Here is a 15,981-nt window from a genome sequence, read left to right as displayed (position 1 = left end):
AATGCGAACCTCTGAAAGCTGTTAAAAAGGAGTAACAATAGGATAAGATGTGACCAGAATAGGAAAAACCTGAAACAAACATCATAGTAAATCGACGTGAGCGAGAGAAAAACGGACCTTGGTCTTTCGAACAAAAACACGCTCAGAAGGGCCAAATGAGAAGGAAACGAAAACAGGTAAATCGACTGTCAAGGAGGAATTTGGACAAAAACGGGGAATTTGGTTTTAGTGAACTTTACATAGTGACCATTATAGGCTCCAAGCTAGATTTGCCCAACAAACAAATATCTGTTATCAAATTTAAACAACAGAGGTGAAACAACATAATGCAGCAGAAGACAGTACACATATCGCGCTTGGTCATTGGCTCTCCTAAAGGTCGTTCAGGTAAGAGCCCGGTAACCATGGGACTGCTGGCAGCCCTGGTAAGCACCCGGGGATTGAAAGTGCAACTCTATAAAAAGGGACCGGATTTTATTGATCTCGGCTGGTTGGCTAGGGCGACCGGGCGTCCCTACTGTAACTTGGATAGTTTTCTCATGTCCCGGGAAGTGATACTGCAATCCTTTATCCGGCATGCCGTCAGCGTCGGTCTTGGGATCGTCGAGGGGGTAGATGGCCTATATGACGGCGTGGACCTGGCGGGCAACGGCAGTATGGCCGAAGTAGCCAAAGCAATACAAGCGCCAGTGATACTGGTGGTGGATACCACGCGCATAACTCGTAGTGTGGCTGCCATGGTGATGGGCTTTATGCGCTTTGACCCGGATATCCGGCTGGCCGGTGTAATTTTAAACAGGGTGGCTGCCCGTCCCCGTCACGAAAATATGATGAGGTCTGCGATTGAACAATATTGTGGCTTGCCGGTATTAGGGGCGATACCAAAGGGAGTCCTGTTAAACATCCCCGACCAGCATTTGGGGTTGATTCCGGCCGATGAACGAAAAGATTTGGACCAGACGATGGAAGAAATAGGCCGCATGGCGTTGAAATATCTTGACTTGGATGGGTTGTTGCAGGTGGCCGCTAGCGCGCCGCCCTTGGAAATGACATTATCTCCCTAATCGCGGAATTACAGTCAGTTGGTGGTCGGCTTAAGGCAGGGGGGCTTTGCATAACACAAATTATAGGACCAAAAGGGTAAAATAAAGGTAATTGTTTATTGCTGGCGAACTTTAGATGTGTCAATAAATAAAGTTTGAGGAAGGTTAATATTATGATTAAAGAGATTAAAATGCGTAGAAGTATAAGAAAATATATTGACAAACCAGTTGAAGATGAAAAAATAATTCAGTTACTTGAGAGTGCCATACTTGCTCCATCAGGGAGTAACACACAGCCCTGGCGTTTCATTGTAGTAAAGTCGGAATTAAGTAGACAAAGATTAGCTGAAGTATCTCATAACCAAAAATGGATGCTTTCTGCTCCAGTTTTTATTGTTTGTGTAGCAGATATACGTTGCAGAATAAAAGAAAATGTAGATGTATCGTTAAATGAAAATAGTCCACAAGAAGAACTTAAACAGATAATCAGAGATACATCAATTTCTATAGGACATATACTACTTGAAGCTGACAACTTAGGATTAGGTACTTGTTGCGTTGCATGGTTTACCCAAGAAGAAATCAGACCAATTTTAAATATACCTGCAGATAAATATGTAGTTGGTATTATCACTCTTGGTTATGCAAATGAAACACCAAAAGAACGTCCCCAAAAGACACTTAAAGAACTAATACATTATGAAAATTGGTAAAAACAGATACTGAATATGAGCTATACTGGTATAGAGGGGTTAATACGTGAAAGTAGATTATTTCAAATATCATGCGTTGGGCAACGACTATATAGTTATCGATCCTAATAGAACTAAGCTCAATCTAACTAAGGAAAATATCCAACTGATTTGTCATCGAAATTTTGGATTGGGATCAGACGGAATTTTGTTTGGCCCTATCTTTGATGGCGGTGGCATAAAGCTAAGGATTTTAAATCCCGACGGTAGTGAAGCTGAAAAAAGTGGAAACGGGATTCGGATCTTTTCAAGGTATCTTTTTGATCAGGGCTATATCAATACGAACAGTTTCACTTTGGACACCTTGGGAGGGGAGGTACTTGTTACTATACTAGACGGAAAAGGTGAATTGATTAGAGTAGACATGGGAACCGTTACCTTTTTGAGTGAATCCATTCCTGTGGCAGGGCTATCCCGCGAGGTTGTAGATGAAGTCTTAGAATTGGATAAGGGTTCGTTCAGGATTACATGTCTTTAGATAGGTAACCCACACTGCGTGTTACCCATGGATATAATTTCAGAGAAGCTAGCTAAAGAATTGGGGCCAGTTATTGAAAACCACCCGCTGTTCCCAAATAGGATAAATATTCAGTTGATGAATATTATTGATAGAAAGAATATCGAAATTGAGATTTGGGAACGTGGAGCTGGTTATACTTTGGCATCTGGCAGTAGTAGCTGTGCGGCAGCAAGCGCTGCATACAAGTTAGGTTTAGTTGATAATCAGGTGAAGGTGCACATGCCCGGTGGAGTCATTGAAATAAAAATTAATCCTGACGGACATGTTCATATGACCGGTTCGGTTTCGAGTGTCGCAAGTGGTACATTTTCAGAAGAATTATGGCATCGTTTGGGGTAAAGGCTGTTACGTCATATGACACCTAGGATTTACTAGTTCAATAAGAGTACCAGCGTTCCTTTTGATAAACGCTGGTACTCTTGCCATAACCTTTTTTATAGGACCCAATTTTTTTGCTGACTGATCCGCGTCGCATTATCTATATACCCGTTAAGTTAATAATTTGAAGTTCCTCCAAAAGGAAGGCCCCCTTTTGAAGATTGGCTGAGGGGGTAGGGATGAAGATATACTGGTTGAATTTAGAGATTGGGTTGATGGATAAGGAGTTTCCCTTGCTTATATAACAAATTGGATTGGTATGATTGATATCAATAAATTAACTATTTTGTAACTATGTATTTTGAAAGTTAGGATAGTATAAGAGTGTGTGGAAATCTGAATAAATGATTTTCTATGACTGAGGGGATGAATAGGAACATGAGAAAAAAGGTGATTTATCTAGGCGTAATCTGCAGTTTGCTTGTCATTAACACAACTGGATGTAATAGAAAGACTGAAGCTGTTAATGTGCCGATTAGTAAGATATCAATTTCTTCTGAGAGTACCGATAAGGCACTTGAGCATTCCCAAGAGGAAATTTACCAGGATATATTCGTTACACTTCTTGCCCCCTATATCCAAACAGCAATTAATGACTACTATAAACAATATTTAACTACATCCCCCAATTATTCACCTGATTCGATTGAAATCATCGAGGTCGAAAGACCTATGGGATATCGTTCTTTTTTATTTGCGCTGAAACTTCAAGTAAAGTCATACATCGGTCCGCATCTTGACGTTGGGGTTGATCAGCTTACAATTCGTGTGGGCTCTGGTGAAGGAGAAGTCAAGGTCGAAAAATTTGAGCATGTCAAAAGTTATTATGATAGTTTGCCTCCAAATTACAAAGGTGTAATTAAGAAGATTAACTGACCTGCAGCAGGACGGAATATCAATGATTGAAAAAGAAACAAGAGAAAAGGTGATTCGTAATGCGTTTCAAGGATAAGCATGTAGTTTTTATTGGTTTCGTTTTCATTGTTTTCGTTTCTTTGCTGACGGGGCTTGCCGGTTGTGGACAAACTCAGCAAACTACGGCGAGCGGTGGCCCGGACGGTATGAGTTCAGCTCCCCTCAATAAGGAGAAGAGTGCCCTGACGTCTGTTCAAATGGTCGACGCCAAGAATAGAGGTGATCTGGCTTTCACCCAGAAAGGTTTACTATATCTACTTTACGGTGAAACCGGTGAGCAGAAACAGCTTACAAATTCCGGCAAGGCCTATTATCCGGTTTGGTCTTTCGATGGCCAATGGATAGCGTTTATATTTTCCAGTGGACAGGACGAAAATAACGGACAGCTTTGGCTTATTCGCAGGGATGGACAGCAAGCCCATCAGGTTCAGGGCCTTCCTGAATTGCCTAACGTACCTAATATTTCCTGGTCACCCACCGCAAATGTTCTGGTAGCAGAGGGTCGGGACGGAATTTGGGTGGTTCCGGTGGAAGGAAACCCGTATCAAATACCAGGTATCGGGAAATATTCCGGTTACGCTTGTTGGTCTCCTGACGGTAAAGCCTTAGCTTGCAATAGCGGATCGGCTCCAACTCAGGATTCAAATAATCCTCAAGATCGTCAGGATATTCTTTATACCTATAATCTAGAAAACGGTCGACCAACCCAACAGTTGAAAGCTCCCGCAGATACAGGAATTATTGTGGCGGCTTGGTGGCCCGACGGCACGGGATTGCTGTACTCGCTGGACCCTTCCTATTCGGCTTCTTTGGCGGCTGACGGCTTGGAATTACAAAGTCTTAAGCTTGGTGACTCTCAACCGAAAGCAATAACTTATGGACTGGGGTACCGGAATTGGCTTTCTTTTTTGCCTCAGGGGCAGTTGCTGATGGTAGCTGGGGGAAATCGTCCTGTTTGGTTTGAGAAAAGCCTGGTAATTTGCGATCCTGCGACGGGAAACATCAGGAACCTGGCCAGTCCCATGGGAGCCGTGGCAATTGATCCTGCGCCATCTCCGGATGGCAGTAAAATTGCTTTTATTGCTGCCCAAAACCTGGGCAATGATACTTGGGGATTCAGTGATTCCGACAAACTTTCGGACTGGATAGCTACGCGGACCTTGTGGATCGAGAATCCTGACGGCTCTGGTGCCCATCCTTTAAAGGCTGCAGGTACGGGCATATACCAGCCGGAGTGGTCCAAAGACGGAACTCAGATTATGTATGTTCAAGACAACTCGCTATGGATGATTGGCGCTGACGATAACAATCCTCGCAAAATTTTAGGACCTTTTCCGGAATGGGAAAAAGACCCGTTTGGTTTCTACGGTTATATTTGGCACAATGACTTTGCCTGGTTTCAACCGTAAAAAAGAGCAACTATCGTCTTATGAGTACGTACCAGGCATTGATGTTTGCCGTGGCGTTTGCGACTTTAGTCGTTCTAATCCGACAGAGCATTGGTCAAGGCTTCTACGGTAATTAACCGGGCCGAAAGCAACGCTAAGTCGCTGGCAAGTACCCAAGCTGCCTATGCAGCTTATATTGCCGGTGGCCTTTTCCTGTGCAGTGGCTACACTTTGTGGGGTGTATATGAAAATACCAAGAAATAAGTTCTTTATCAGTCACATCTCATGGAGTTGGAGAAAAAACAATAAGAAAACATTAAAGGGACCTCGCAAGGGGTCCGTTTTTGATTCGTGATCTTATTTTATTATGCATTTTTCAGTATGTGGGAGTAATTTCTTTAGGGCTAGCTTAATCTATGCTCTCAAAAATAAAGTTGACTCGGCCCTTGGGGCCTGGCTTATACTTTACTTAAAAGGTGGTATGGCAATGGAGAAGCGGATGAAGATCGGCGATTTCGTTAAATTAACCGGAAGCACCCTTAAAACCGTCAGATATTACCATAAGATAGGCTTGCTGCCTAAACCGGAGTGCACCACCGCGGGATACCGTCTATACGGGCCGGCAGAGTTGAATCGTATACGCTTAATCAAACATTTAAAATCTCTGGGGCTGGATCTCAAAGGCATCAAAGAGATACTGGGTGATTTAACAATAATGCAAGCCTGCAGGAAGTGTTGCAGTTGCTGCGAAGTGAGCTCACGCTTGATAAGAAAAACATTGAAGAGCGCATAGCGAAGATTGACAAACTGCTGAACCAGGGTACGGTACACCTTGACCAAGATTCTTTTGAATCCCCTACTTTTCAAAAGATGGCGGCAATTCTGGACGCGGATCAAATTAATAAATATGCGCAAACCTGCCCGGAAATTTATAACCAGCATCAAAAATTATATGGCATTCGGACAGGGACGCTAACTTGGCACACCGTGCTCCATAATCCAAGGCTATTTCATACTCTTCGGGATGTTCTTTCCAAAACTCGGCCAGGATCCGAAAACTATCCTGGTAATGCTCGCTCCATTGGAAATCATCCAGATACTGGCAGGCCTGGATTTATTGGACGATATTTTTAATTGATTTACAGAAAGTTGAAAGGGTGTTAAATTTCTATTGACAATATTTTGATTTAAAGATATTATACGGCTAATAAATAAAAAAACTTCAAAGGCAATAAAGTATAATTAGAATCGGTATCCAGCCGATTCTTTTATTATTAGATTAAAAAATTCCATCCGAAATAGATGAAAAGAGCAATGGGCCTTATAAGAGGTCGGTTGCTCTTTTTCTTTGTTTCGGGTTGAAGCTGGGAATTTCCAGTCCATCAATTCGAATTTTTTAAACTAGGGTGAAGTAGATAAGGCAGTTGTCTCAATCGAACAGCCAAATAATTATGGAAAGAAGGGGTAACCATGCTATTTCTCGTTACAAGTGAATTAAAACAATTACCTCCATTCCCACCTCAACAGATCAAAGAAATAATGGTAGAAGGGTGGGAAAAAGTTATAGACTATCAGAAACAGGGAAAGATTTTGGCACAAGGGATGTTTGCTGGTAGAAAAGGTGGCTGTGTTATTTGGGATGTTGAATCTGTCGAGGAACTCCATACATTAATATCCCAATCTCCTGTATTTCCTTTTCTCGAGACAAAGATTACTCCCTTAATCAGCATTGAAAGTGCTTTGGAATCCGTTAAGTTAGCTCAAAAAGTAGAATAAACACCAAAAGTGTAGATAGGAAAAAATTAATTCAGCACTAGATACTCACCCTAGTTTAAGGCCCCTTCGGGGGCCTTTTTTTAAACTAAACCTTCAGCTGGCTTATTTCAGTAATATCCAGTGAGATAAGAAGCCCTCATATGCATGATGGCTTTTTTGGCGCTCCACCTAAGCTTGCGGCAGATCAGAGAGGTCGTTGGTCGACACATCGCTATCCAAAAGGAGGCCATTTTCTAAGCTTGGTGGGGCCGGCCTCCTTCGTGGAATATTTTGAGTAAATACCGTAATTTTGGCAGGAAATAATAAACAAATGGAGAAAGACTTTGAAACATGTAACAGCCCTGTCCTAAAAGTGAATTAGATAAGACAGAGAGGTGTATTATGGATCCGTTCTTGGGAGATATTGAACTATTCGCCTTTGATTTCTCACCTTTCAACTGGATACCTTGCGAGGGACAAACCCTGAACATTGCCACGAATCAAGATTTGTTTACCTTGATCGGCACCACCTTTGGCGGAAATGGTACAACCACCTTTTGCCTTCCGGACCTGCGCAATGCGCTGCCGATGCAAGGCATGGGTATGCACTACTGCATAGCGGTCCGAGGGATTTATCCCAGCAGGAACCCAATATTATTGAGCGCGGTTCTTTGTTCGATGCTCTGGCCGATGAGAAAGCGGATGCCCTTCATGAACTCTTTGAACGGCTCGTGCGCGGTGTCCGGGGATCAAGAAGAATTTACGGATTATCGGCGCTATCTTGATTTTGATATTGCCGTCACCAGCAAAACCGGACGTTACCTCTTCTCTCAGGTTCTCAAAGAAATTACGCATTTTCCGTAAAATAAACAGTTTAAGAGGAGTTGACGATTTAGTAAGTCAGCCCCTTTATAATGATAGTTATAGGACTTTAGCTTTTCGTTTTGCTATAGTTATTTTTGTCTCCAAGGGTTTTTACGACAAACGCCACAGTTAATCCGAAAAATCCGTGACTCACAAGACACATGATTTTACTGAACGTTTTTTTGAAATCCTTAATTATCTTAGCTTGCTTAAATACATATGGAATTAAGCCTCCAACTGTTCCTAAAACGAAGCCTTTCAGTAAACTTAAACGTTTATTAAATGACAATATATAGGTAATCATCAGTCCTCCACTTGTGCAAAAGAACGTACTAATCCCATGAGATAACCAAATATCTCTTTTCGTGGTCAGGGGTATCCACTTTCTGCACTTTACAACTTGAAGTGACATCAAGCTTAATGAACTCTGCACAAGTCCTAACATTATAAACAGGCGATTACTCATCATAATAACCAACTCACCAAGAAGACCTGAAATTAAGGCTAAAGCTAGCTTGTTTTGTATTTTTATCATTGTAATACCCTCCAATGATAGTTTCCAAACTTTCAACAATTCTATCCCTATTAATATGGTAATTGGTCCAAAAACAAAAAGCAGCAGGGCTCTGCTTCCTTTTGAAACGTGAAGTAGCATCCTAAGTCCTTATGATCGGTTTACGAGGAAGACGATAGTGGCAGCTAAAGTAAGAAACCTAAATATAGTCACTAATCTCATGAATTTTGGTGTATTTACGACATCAACGTCAGATATTATTATTGAAACAGCTTGGCATTATGTTAAAATATGGGATAATATCAGGAGCGGAAGTATGTATAAAAACCACTGCATTAAAACTGACAAAGCTTAGGTTTTCTACTGAAATCATTAGAATAGAGTGAAGAGTTTTGAGTGGAATAAAATTTCTTTTTATAAACGGAGAAGGTGAGGTGTACCCAATCCCGGCTTCAAAGGGCGCAGTCTATAAAGCGGTACCAAGGCAAAACTATCGTCAATGGATTAATTAAACAGTAATGACTGCGAAAACGTAAGCCGAAATACTAAACCATATATAATCGGTGTATGCTACCGGATCATTCGATATATATTCTAGGCTAAGAGGAATAGCAATATTCAGATAATTATTTTGATCTGGCAAATTGGTTGAAAAATGTATATAAGGGAGAATTATTTACATGGCAAAAAACAGATGTCTTTTATAGTTGAACAGAATTATAATGAGTTTTTCTGCCTGGAATATATGCTAATCCGCATAAGGAAACTATGAAGATGTTGGATAATGCCACTTGCCTACAAGATGTTATAGATAACATTCCTGACTATGTCAATAAGATACCAGATATTCTCGAATAATCATGTTGAATCAATTTAGCGCCTTAAAAGATCAGACGGTATATGTTGACTATATCGTGGATTGCAGGAAAGATTATGGGTAGCTGGTAAAATGAGGTGAAATAATGAAAAAACGAGCATGGCGCATCATCGCTGGCAGCCCACTCACAGTTGGCGAGGGGAATTTCCAAAAGCCCGCTGCATGGGTACTGATCATTTCAGTATTGGCAGTTATTCTCTTGTCTGTATGCCGGTTGACGAATCCTACGCTGAATCCTGTTCTGAAGCTGGAGCTTCCCGATGCGACCTCTGTGCTTTCCATGGAGATGGAAAAGATTAACGAGGGCACGAGCGTTGGTCGTACGACGGTGAAGGACAGCGAGGACATCAAAACCGTTCTGTCTGCCCTCTCTGGGGCCAGAAAAACTCTGACGCAATCTGTAAACGATTATCCTACACAGGAGAATTACCTTGTTGTCAGGCTGGTTCTGGAAAGGGAGAAGAAGACGCTGTATCTGTATACGCAGGGGAACGGGTACTACGTCGAGGAGCCTTATATTGGGGTATATAAATACCAAAGCGACAGTGAAACAAATGCAGCGATTCACAAAATTTATAACGACAGACTCTCAGCGGCAACTCCTTCGCTGGCGCCGTTGACGTTGGACGACGTCAGGGAATTGGCGCGAAAAGGCGACAATTTGGTCTTTGGGGATTTCAAGGATTTCAAAGGCGCGGACTTCAGCTCCAATTTCAATTACCGCATCATGGGCTACGGCGTTGAGGGCGGCTACCGTCTGATTGTTCGCACAGACTGCAAGCAGATTGACAGCGCGAATCTTGAAAGCATTTGGGAAAGTGGCGGCAGCGGCATCGACATCCGATATAGCGATGTTGACGAATTCATAAAGGGGCACCCTTCGTCAGAGGCGCTCACGTCCGATGAGGCGAGGGCTGTCGCGGAAAGCACTTCCTCGGGACATAAGAATATCAAAAAAGGAACACCGCGCGAGATGGTCTTAAAAATCATGGGTGAACCTAATTTTAAGTTATCGGGGCTTTATGGCGACGGCTATGTGCTCGAAGACGGGTCTACAGTAGTATTTTACTATGGTGCCAACGAGCTGGTGTATGATATTAAGAGATCAGATGAACCGGGTAAACCTATAGGCAATGCTGATTTTAATAGGGACGGCCTGAAGGAATCTATTTATCTTGATCAATCACAACGAGACAACGGATTCGTCACGCTCCGCATTGATGACAGTAGCGGCAAAGATATATGGAGCGAGCAGGCCGGTTGGCATATCCATCACAAAGGCGGACATATTTTGCTCTGCACCGAGGGGCGTGGCTGGTATCAGGCATGGGGAGAGGAACCACAAGAACTGCACCCCGGTGATGTGGTCAAAATTCCGCCTGAGGTCAAGCACTGGCATGGCGCGGCAAAAGACAGCTGGTTCGCCCACCTCGCAGTGGAGATTCCTGCCGAAGGTGTGTCTTATTCGAGAACTAGAATAACCGGCAGGGGCGCAGGCAGCGCGCCAAACCGGTACGTTTAATTTCTGCGGCAAATATCTCCATGCAACTCTTTGATTTTAGATGGCGTGTTTAAGCTTGCCCCAAAGGTCCCAGTAAGCTAAAAAGGATTGAATATTATCGTTCGATATAATATGATTATCGTACGGGGTGATTATAATTATGAACGATATAAACGATGAAGGTCATCAAAAACCAAAAAATATAATTACAGCCACGGAGCTTAAAAGCAATCTTGGGACATATTTGGATTATGTAATCAATAATAATGAAGTGGTAATTACCAAAAACGGTAAAAAAGCGGTGAGGCTCACACCTTACATCACAGATAGCGACCGCTATTTTCTCATGAAGGAGAAGGCTTTGGACTGCCAATACGGAGGGAAAAAAGTCTCCTATGAGGAATTTAGGGAAATCTATGAAAAAAGCGATATGCGCATGGAATTCATCAACGGTGAAATTGTGCTGTTAAGCTCGCCAAGCATTATCCATCAAGAAATCTCGGGAAACTTATATGTTGGATTCAAGGAGTATCTCAAAGGGAAAGGATGTAAGGTATTTTATGCCCCTTTCGATGTACATTTCCGGAAAGAAGGCTTCAAAGACCCTGATGTAATGCAGCCCGATCTGCTTGTTGCTTGTGATGTGGCTGAGACCACCGATGAAAAAGGCCGGTATATGGGCACGCCGGTTCTGGTTGTGGAGATCTTATCGCCAAGCACTAGGTCCAAAGATATGGTGGATAAGCTGAATACCTTTATGATTTCCGGGGTCAGGGAGTTTTGGATTGTCGATCCTGATCAAGAGATTATACTGGTTTATGGGTTTAAAGACCTGGATATTGATCATTTTCGGACCTACAGGAAACAGGAAGCAGTTCGGTCGTATTGGTCTCCTGATTTGGAAATTACAGGGACTATGGTTTTCCCTTGAATCCTCTGGGGACGTACACGGGAAATACAATGATATTTCTGCCAGAAACAGTAGAGCAGAAGGCAGTGAAAAAAGATTATAAACAGAATAAGGAGGAAGACCAAATATATGAAAAAATTCTTTGGAAAACTCCAATATAATTCACCGGTAACCCTGACGTTTGCTTTAGTTTCCTTGGTTATATTGCTGTAGGACAGATAACAGACGGACTGTCTACAAATTTGCTTTTTAGTGCATACCGATCATCTTGGACGGATCCTTTGACTTACTTCAGATTGTTGGGTCATGTTCTTGGCCATATGAATTGGAGCCATTACTCCAGGGAGTTTCAACATTGAACAAATATGTTCTATTTGAGGCCGAAGTAGTGCTCTTGGTTATCGATATCCAAGACAGATTAGTTCCAAATGATAAAATAGGGCAATCATACTGTAATTAACGGTGCTGAAGAAACCATTGCAATTCAGCAAAATACTCAATTTAGGTTAGCCCTTGACCAGATCCAAATGATAAACATAAGCCCCTTGATAGGTAAATTGGCCATAGTTAGCGTTTAATCTTTAATATTCTCTGGCGTAATATTAAACTTATGCGAACACTTTGGGCAAGTCACCTGGAGTGTTCCTTTATTTATGGGTACCCGCATCTTGCCCTTGCATTTCTCGCATTCTATGACCCTATGATCGACTAGCTGTAGAATCCGCTGCTGATCAAAACCGACAACCATTTCGTCCCCGATTAGAAAAGAAGGAACTCCCTTACCGTTTCTGCGGATTAACTCCGCGCGGGCTTGCTCATCACGGTTGATATCCTTTTCTACAAAATGAATCTTATGCTGCGAAAGAAACTTCTTCGCTGTAAAACAGTGTGGTCAAGTTTGCGTGGTGAACATGATAACGTTTTTCATAGAAACATACTCCTTTCCCATATGCGTATGTGCAGGATGTTTTCGCGACCTTACAGAGGAGGGGTTATACTTAAAGAGGGTATAATCAAATTATAAATCGAGATTTTTGTTTGTCAAAGCAAATCCATACTCATAAAATAACTGACCTCCTTTTGTTGTGCGAAAGGAGGTCATTATAATGGGCATAAAAGGTAGATCGATAGTTTTGGGCTATTAATGAAGTACAGCCAATTTTCGGCTGTGAACTTTCTTTAAGATTTCGAAGAATAGGCTGCAAGGATTTGTTGGATGAGCTCTTGCCTACTTTCAGTCGTCTCGATTTTGAAGTGCTCAAGATAATCAGATACTTGCTTAGGAGAACCTCTTCGGCCAACGATGGCATAGGCCAGGTAGAATAAAGTAGTACCCCAATTGACCTTCTCGCCCTGTTTGTTTTTGAGTCCATTGCGAGGGAAATTTAAAACATCATCTCCAATGTCTTTAACGATTTCATCGAGTTCTCCAATGGTCTTCACTCCCAGGTAACTAAAGACTGTCGTTAGATAGCCAAAAAAACGGTCCTTTAATTCCAGATCAGCGTTGACGATATGACTAATCTTCTGGTCGAGGATACGGATATGTTGAGATTTTTGAACATAAGATTTTAGCGATGCCTGATTGATAAGTACCATAGTGGGGGTCTTCTCGATTTGAGCTTCAACTTCGGCTTCGTAATTAGCGAGGTTGGAACGAATTTTGATAAACTCTTCATCCGCCAATTCCAGTAATCCAGCTAGTCGCGAGAAGCTTCGCCGGATTTCTCGGGGAACGGCGTGTTCATTTTTATAACCCAAGTCATGTTCAATTTCAGCCCATGTATGTTGAAGGATAGAGCGAATTTGAATTTCCAATTTACAATCTTTAAAGCGTTGGTACTCAATAAGCTGAAGTCTAAAGGGGGGAAGTTTGACGACATAATGAAGGGATAGATAGCCAAATTTCTCAGGGTCAATCAATTCTCGCTTGTCCACGGAATTTGACCGATCTACTTCAAATTCCTCCTCCACAAAACCCGCGATAAGATCCACTTGGTCAGCAAAATAGGTGATAATCCGAATCCCGGCTAAATCGGTGATGTCTTCTAGTTTTGTGTATTTATCATCTTCCCGATTTGCTTTTCTCTTTAAGCTTTCTCGGCTTTTTACCCGGGAAGTGATTGAGTGAACGTTGATGCCCTTAAGCTGAAGTATTCCTTTTAACAGGTTTTCGGTAACATTTGTAAAATCGGAATATACTGGATAAATTTGATCGAATTTAGCGATAATATCGGCTGAATTTTGATTGGTCATCTTAAATTTCCTTTCGGTTACTTAGTCTTATTTTAGTTGTTATGTTATCATATTTATTTTGCCATATAAATGTCTGATGATTCTTGTATATATAACAGCTAAACACCGTTCACAATGAAGATGAAAAGCTGGTTATCAAATCATAGCTACCGAAACTTATAAAAGAATGAGTTCATTTTAGGGATGAAAATGCAATTGTTTTGTCTCTTCCTCTTCGAATTCGTAGGGATTGATTAATTTGACGATATTTGCAAATAATGCTAAAGAACAGACTAAATTTGGTTTAACAATCCGATATAACAGAAAGGGTGAACAATTTTGAGTGAAATAATCCTAGACTTAAGGCGGTCCTTATATGATCTAACTGAGGCTTATCCCGAGCTGATCCCAATTCTTCATAACATGGGATTAGAAGGAGCGGCGAACCCCATTCTTAGACAAACTGTGGGGCGCAAATTACCGGTTGCTGAAGGTCTAAAACGTCATGGTATAACATTAGAAGAAGCGAGACGCATTTTGGAAGCTAATGGTTTTGATGTGCTAAGTGAAGAAGATCCACTTGAAAAGCGCAAGAAACGCAGGGAGCAGCTCAAAGAGATTATTCGAGATATTCATCATCAAGCAAATCCAGAAGAATTGCGGGAGAGATTCAAAGATTTGCTGAGCGATGTAGGCGCCACAGAAATTGCCCAATTGGAACAGGAATTAATCCAAGAGGGATTACCCGAGACAGAAATTAAATCTTTGTGTGATGTGCATGCAGCGGTCTTTGAGGAAGGGCTAAATAACCAGGTTGTGGAAGAGGTGCAAGGCGGGCACCCCATTCATACCTTCCAGAAGGAAAATAGAGAGATTGAAAAAATAGTCGCCGCACATGATAAGCTTTTCGAAAGATTGAGCCAAAGTAAAATGACGCCCGCTAGAAATGAATTAGTTGAGTGGCGGCAGCTTCATGAACAATTATGCGAAATCGAGAAACATTACAGCCGTAAAGAAAACATCTTGTTCGCCTATCTTGAGAAACACGGTGTAAACGCACCTCCGAAAGTAATGTGGGCAATCCACGATGATATTCGTGCGCTTCTAAAAGAAGTCAGTAAGTTTTTGAAGGAGCAACAGCCAAACAATATAGAAGTTAGCGGGATTATTGAGGGAATAGCCCGCCCGGCTTTAAAAATGATCACAGATATGATTTATAAAGAAGAGAATATCATGTTCCCGATGTGCATTGACACCTTAGTGGATGAGGAATGGGCAGAGATCGTCCAGCAAAGTGAGGAGATTGGATATCTAGTAACACCTGATACTGGCTGGAAACCTGAAATAACTCTGGAAGGTGGTGCGACGTTAAAACACCCCCCCAAGGAGGGCAAGGCACCTGGAGTTACTGATGCAGAGATATCCTTTGAGACAGGAGTACTCACTCAGAAGCAATTAAACCTTCTTCTTAATAACTTACCCGTCGACATCACTTTTGTGGATGAGCAGGACAGAGTAAGGTATTTTACTTTTGGCAAAGAACGCATTTTTCAGCGCAGCAAGGCGATCATTGGTCGTCAAGTACAAAATTGCCACCCACCGGACAGTGTGCATATCGTGCAAAAGATTTTGGAGGATTTCCGTAGCGGGCAGAATGATTCTGCTAATTTCTGGCTGCACTTAGGAGACAAATATGTTTATATTCAGTATTTTGCCCTGCGCGATGAACATGGCAATTATGCTGGGACAATAGAGGTTTCTCAGGATATTCAGAGAATCCAACAGATACAGGGTGAAAAAAGAATTTATAGTTAATTATCTACAACAGATCAATCATTGTCCATAGTCTGAGATAATTGACATTTGCCACAGAAATGTAATAAACTAGGTTATACCCAAAAACGAGAGGATGGTTTTTTTGTTAAATGTGTCTGTAATGGTGATTTTCAACTAAACAGTTGAGAGAGGTTACTTTATAAAACGTGGGTGTTTACCTGCTTTTTTAAGTGTGCCTTTCTGAAAGCGCAACGTTTACGCTTTTGGATAACGCCTTACAGATTACTTCCTACAATAACCATTTGAGTTATAGCAGTGTCAACCTTTGGCGATAAGGTCAACAAAGCTGACATTGAAGCTATGGCGATTATGATCGTTATAGTTTTGTAGAGTGTAACAGGCATGTCCTGTTGCACTCTATTTATTTTCTCAAGATAGTTTGGCGATTTTAGATGTCATCTAAAATCGTTGCCCACAGGAGTATTCTGCGTATTTTTGGGATTGAATGAGCCTAAAAATCAGGTAATCTCTCTAGTGGGCATTTTTCATTGTT

At 41.8% G+C, this 15,981-nt stretch carries 16 protein-coding genes and 2 pseudogenes; 15 read left to right on the top strand and 3 right to left on the bottom strand.

Annotation, left to right across the window (positions count from 1 at the left end; translation table 11 throughout):
- The first annotated feature begins 326 nt into the window (after positions 1-326).
- From DOT_RS20265 to DOT_RS32790, 11 genes are all read left to right on the top strand, one after another.
- On the top strand, positions 327-1,064 hold the full coding sequence (locus DOT_RS20265; RefSeq protein WP_009622913.1) for an AAA family ATPase: 738 nt from the start codon (positions 327-329) through the stop codon (positions 1,062-1,064).
- 152 nt (positions 1,065-1,216) lie between these two features.
- A complete protein-coding gene (locus DOT_RS20260) occupies positions 1,217-1,756 on the top strand; it encodes a nitroreductase family protein (protein WP_009622911.1) in 540 nt (179 codons plus the stop codon).
- Positions 1,757-1,802: 46 nt separating this feature from the next.
- Positions 1,803-2,273, top strand: a complete 471-nt coding sequence (locus DOT_RS32800) for a diaminopimelate epimerase family protein (protein WP_009622909.1) — start codon at positions 1,803-1,805, stop codon at positions 2,271-2,273.
- Positions 2,274-2,654: a diaminopimelate epimerase gene (gene dapF / locus DOT_RS32795; RefSeq protein WP_348982162.1), complete on the top strand. Its 381-nt coding sequence runs from the start codon at positions 2,274-2,276 to the stop codon at positions 2,652-2,654.
- 417 nt (positions 2,655-3,071) lie between these two features.
- Positions 3,072-3,569 carry a DUF3888 domain-containing protein gene (locus tag DOT_RS20250; protein WP_009622905.1) on the top strand — a complete coding sequence of 166 codons (498 nt, stop codon included), beginning with the start codon at positions 3,072-3,074 and terminating at the stop codon, positions 3,567-3,569.
- A gap of 59 nt (positions 3,570-3,628) precedes the next feature.
- Positions 3,629-5,017: a PD40 domain-containing protein gene (locus DOT_RS20245; RefSeq protein WP_009622903.1), complete on the top strand. Its 1,389-nt coding sequence runs from the start codon at positions 3,629-3,631 to the stop codon at positions 5,015-5,017.
- Between the two features lie 90 nt (positions 5,018-5,107).
- Complete coding sequence (locus DOT_RS30700; protein ID WP_009622901.1) at positions 5,108-5,260, top strand: hypothetical protein; 153 nt, start codon at positions 5,108-5,110, stop codon at positions 5,258-5,260.
- 223 nt (positions 5,261-5,483) lie between these two features.
- Positions 5,484-5,789: a MerR family transcriptional regulator gene (locus DOT_RS32040; protein ID WP_009622899.1), complete on the top strand. Its 306-nt coding sequence runs from the start codon at positions 5,484-5,486 to the stop codon at positions 5,787-5,789.
- Positions 5,738-6,130, top strand: coding sequence for a hypothetical protein (locus DOT_RS32035; protein WP_050809921.1), 393 nt, complete (start codon positions 5,738-5,740; stop codon positions 6,128-6,130). Before DOT_RS32040 ends, DOT_RS32035 begins: the two co-directional genes overlap by 52 nt.
- Positions 6,131-6,466: 336 nt before the next feature.
- The gene (locus DOT_RS20235) at positions 6,467-6,772 is read left to right on the top strand and encodes a muconolactone Delta-isomerase family protein (protein ID WP_009622895.1); all 306 of its coding nucleotides are present in this window, start codon (positions 6,467-6,469) and stop codon (positions 6,770-6,772) included.
- Positions 6,773-7,153: 381 nt separating this feature from the next.
- The gene (locus tag DOT_RS32790; protein ID WP_009622891.1) at positions 7,154-7,615 is read left to right on the top strand and encodes a tail fiber protein; all 462 of its coding nucleotides are present in this window, start codon (positions 7,154-7,156) and stop codon (positions 7,613-7,615) included.
- Between the two features lie 67 nt (positions 7,616-7,682).
- On the opposite strand, the gene DOT_RS20225 is transcribed toward DOT_RS32790, so the two are convergent.
- The gene (locus DOT_RS20225; protein ID WP_139024262.1) at positions 7,683-8,150 is read right to left on the bottom strand and encodes a hypothetical protein; all 468 of its coding nucleotides are present in this window, start codon (positions 8,148-8,150) and stop codon (positions 7,683-7,685) included.
- 941 nt (positions 8,151-9,091) lie between these two features.
- On the opposite strand from DOT_RS20225, the pseudogene DOT_RS32500 reads away from it, so the two are divergent.
- The 3 genes and pseudogenes from DOT_RS32500 to DOT_RS20215 all read left to right on the top strand — a co-directional run.
- A pseudogene (locus DOT_RS32500) lies at positions 9,092-9,526 on the top strand (DUF5301 domain-containing protein); the annotation flags it as partial.
- A gap of 741 nt (positions 9,527-10,267) precedes the next feature.
- Positions 10,268-10,528: pseudogene (locus DOT_RS32025) on the top strand (cupin domain-containing protein); the annotation flags it as partial.
- A 139-nt stretch (positions 10,529-10,667) separates the two neighbouring features.
- Positions 10,668-11,438, top strand: a complete 771-nt coding sequence (locus DOT_RS20215) for a type II toxin-antitoxin system Phd/YefM family antitoxin (protein WP_009622883.1) — start codon at positions 10,668-10,670, stop codon at positions 11,436-11,438.
- A 553-nt stretch (positions 11,439-11,991) separates the two neighbouring features.
- Here the strand turns inward: DOT_RS20215 and DOT_RS28955 are convergent.
- Positions 11,992-12,345 carry a glutaredoxin domain-containing protein gene (locus tag DOT_RS28955; protein WP_083824209.1) on the bottom strand — a complete coding sequence of 118 codons (354 nt, stop codon included), beginning with the start codon at positions 12,343-12,345 and terminating at the stop codon, positions 11,992-11,994.
- Positions 12,346-12,596: 251 nt separating this feature from the next.
- Positions 12,597-13,673 carry a hypothetical protein gene (locus DOT_RS20210; protein ID WP_009622877.1) on the bottom strand — a complete coding sequence of 359 codons (1,077 nt, stop codon included), beginning with the start codon at positions 13,671-13,673 and terminating at the stop codon, positions 12,597-12,599.
- A 318-nt stretch (positions 13,674-13,991) separates the two neighbouring features.
- On the opposite strand from DOT_RS20210, the gene DOT_RS20205 reads away from it, so the two are divergent.
- The gene (locus DOT_RS20205) at positions 13,992-15,467 is read left to right on the top strand and encodes a DUF438 domain-containing protein (RefSeq protein WP_009622875.1); all 1,476 of its coding nucleotides are present in this window, start codon (positions 13,992-13,994) and stop codon (positions 15,465-15,467) included.
- The last annotated feature ends 514 nt before the right edge of the window (positions 15,468-15,981 follow it).

Origin of the sequence: Desulfosporosinus sp. OT (assembly GCF_000224515.1) — a bacterium.
Taxonomy (GTDB): domain Bacteria; phylum Bacillota; class Desulfitobacteriia; order Desulfitobacteriales; family Desulfitobacteriaceae; genus Desulfosporosinus.
Note: the sequence above shows the minus strand (reverse complement) of the source record. Positions and strands in the feature narration are given on the sequence as shown.

Bases quoted from the DNA above. Each gene is read 5' to 3' on its own strand.
- DOT_RS20265 (WP_009622913.1), top strand. From the start codon at position 327: ATGCAGCAGAAGACAGTACACATATCGCGCTTGGTCATTGGCTCTCCT.
- DOT_RS20260 (WP_009622911.1), top strand. From the start codon at position 1,217: ATGATTAAAGAGATTAAAATGCGTAGAAGTATAAGAAAATATATTGAC.
- DOT_RS20250 (WP_009622905.1), top strand. From the start codon at position 3,072: ATGAGAAAAAAGGTGATTTATCTAGGCGTAATCTGCAGTTTGCTTGTC.
- DOT_RS20245 (WP_009622903.1), top strand. From the start codon at position 3,629: ATGCGTTTCAAGGATAAGCATGTAGTTTTTATTGGTTTCGTTTTCATT.
- DOT_RS32040 (WP_009622899.1), top strand. From the start codon at position 5,484: ATGGAGAAGCGGATGAAGATCGGCGATTTCGTTAAATTAACCGGAAGC.
- DOT_RS20235 (WP_009622895.1), top strand. From the start codon at position 6,467: ATGCTATTTCTCGTTACAAGTGAATTAAAACAATTACCTCCATTCCCA.
- DOT_RS32790 (WP_009622891.1), top strand. From the start codon at position 7,154: ATGGATCCGTTCTTGGGAGATATTGAACTATTCGCCTTTGATTTCTCA.
- DOT_RS20225 (WP_139024262.1), bottom strand. From the start codon at position 8,150: ATGATAAAAATACAAAACAAGCTAGCTTTAGCCTTAATTTCAGGTCTT.
- DOT_RS20215 (WP_009622883.1), top strand. From the start codon at position 10,668: ATGAACGATATAAACGATGAAGGTCATCAAAAACCAAAAAATATAATT.
- DOT_RS20210 (WP_009622877.1), bottom strand. From the start codon at position 13,673: ATGACCAATCAAAATTCAGCCGATATTATCGCTAAATTCGATCAAATT.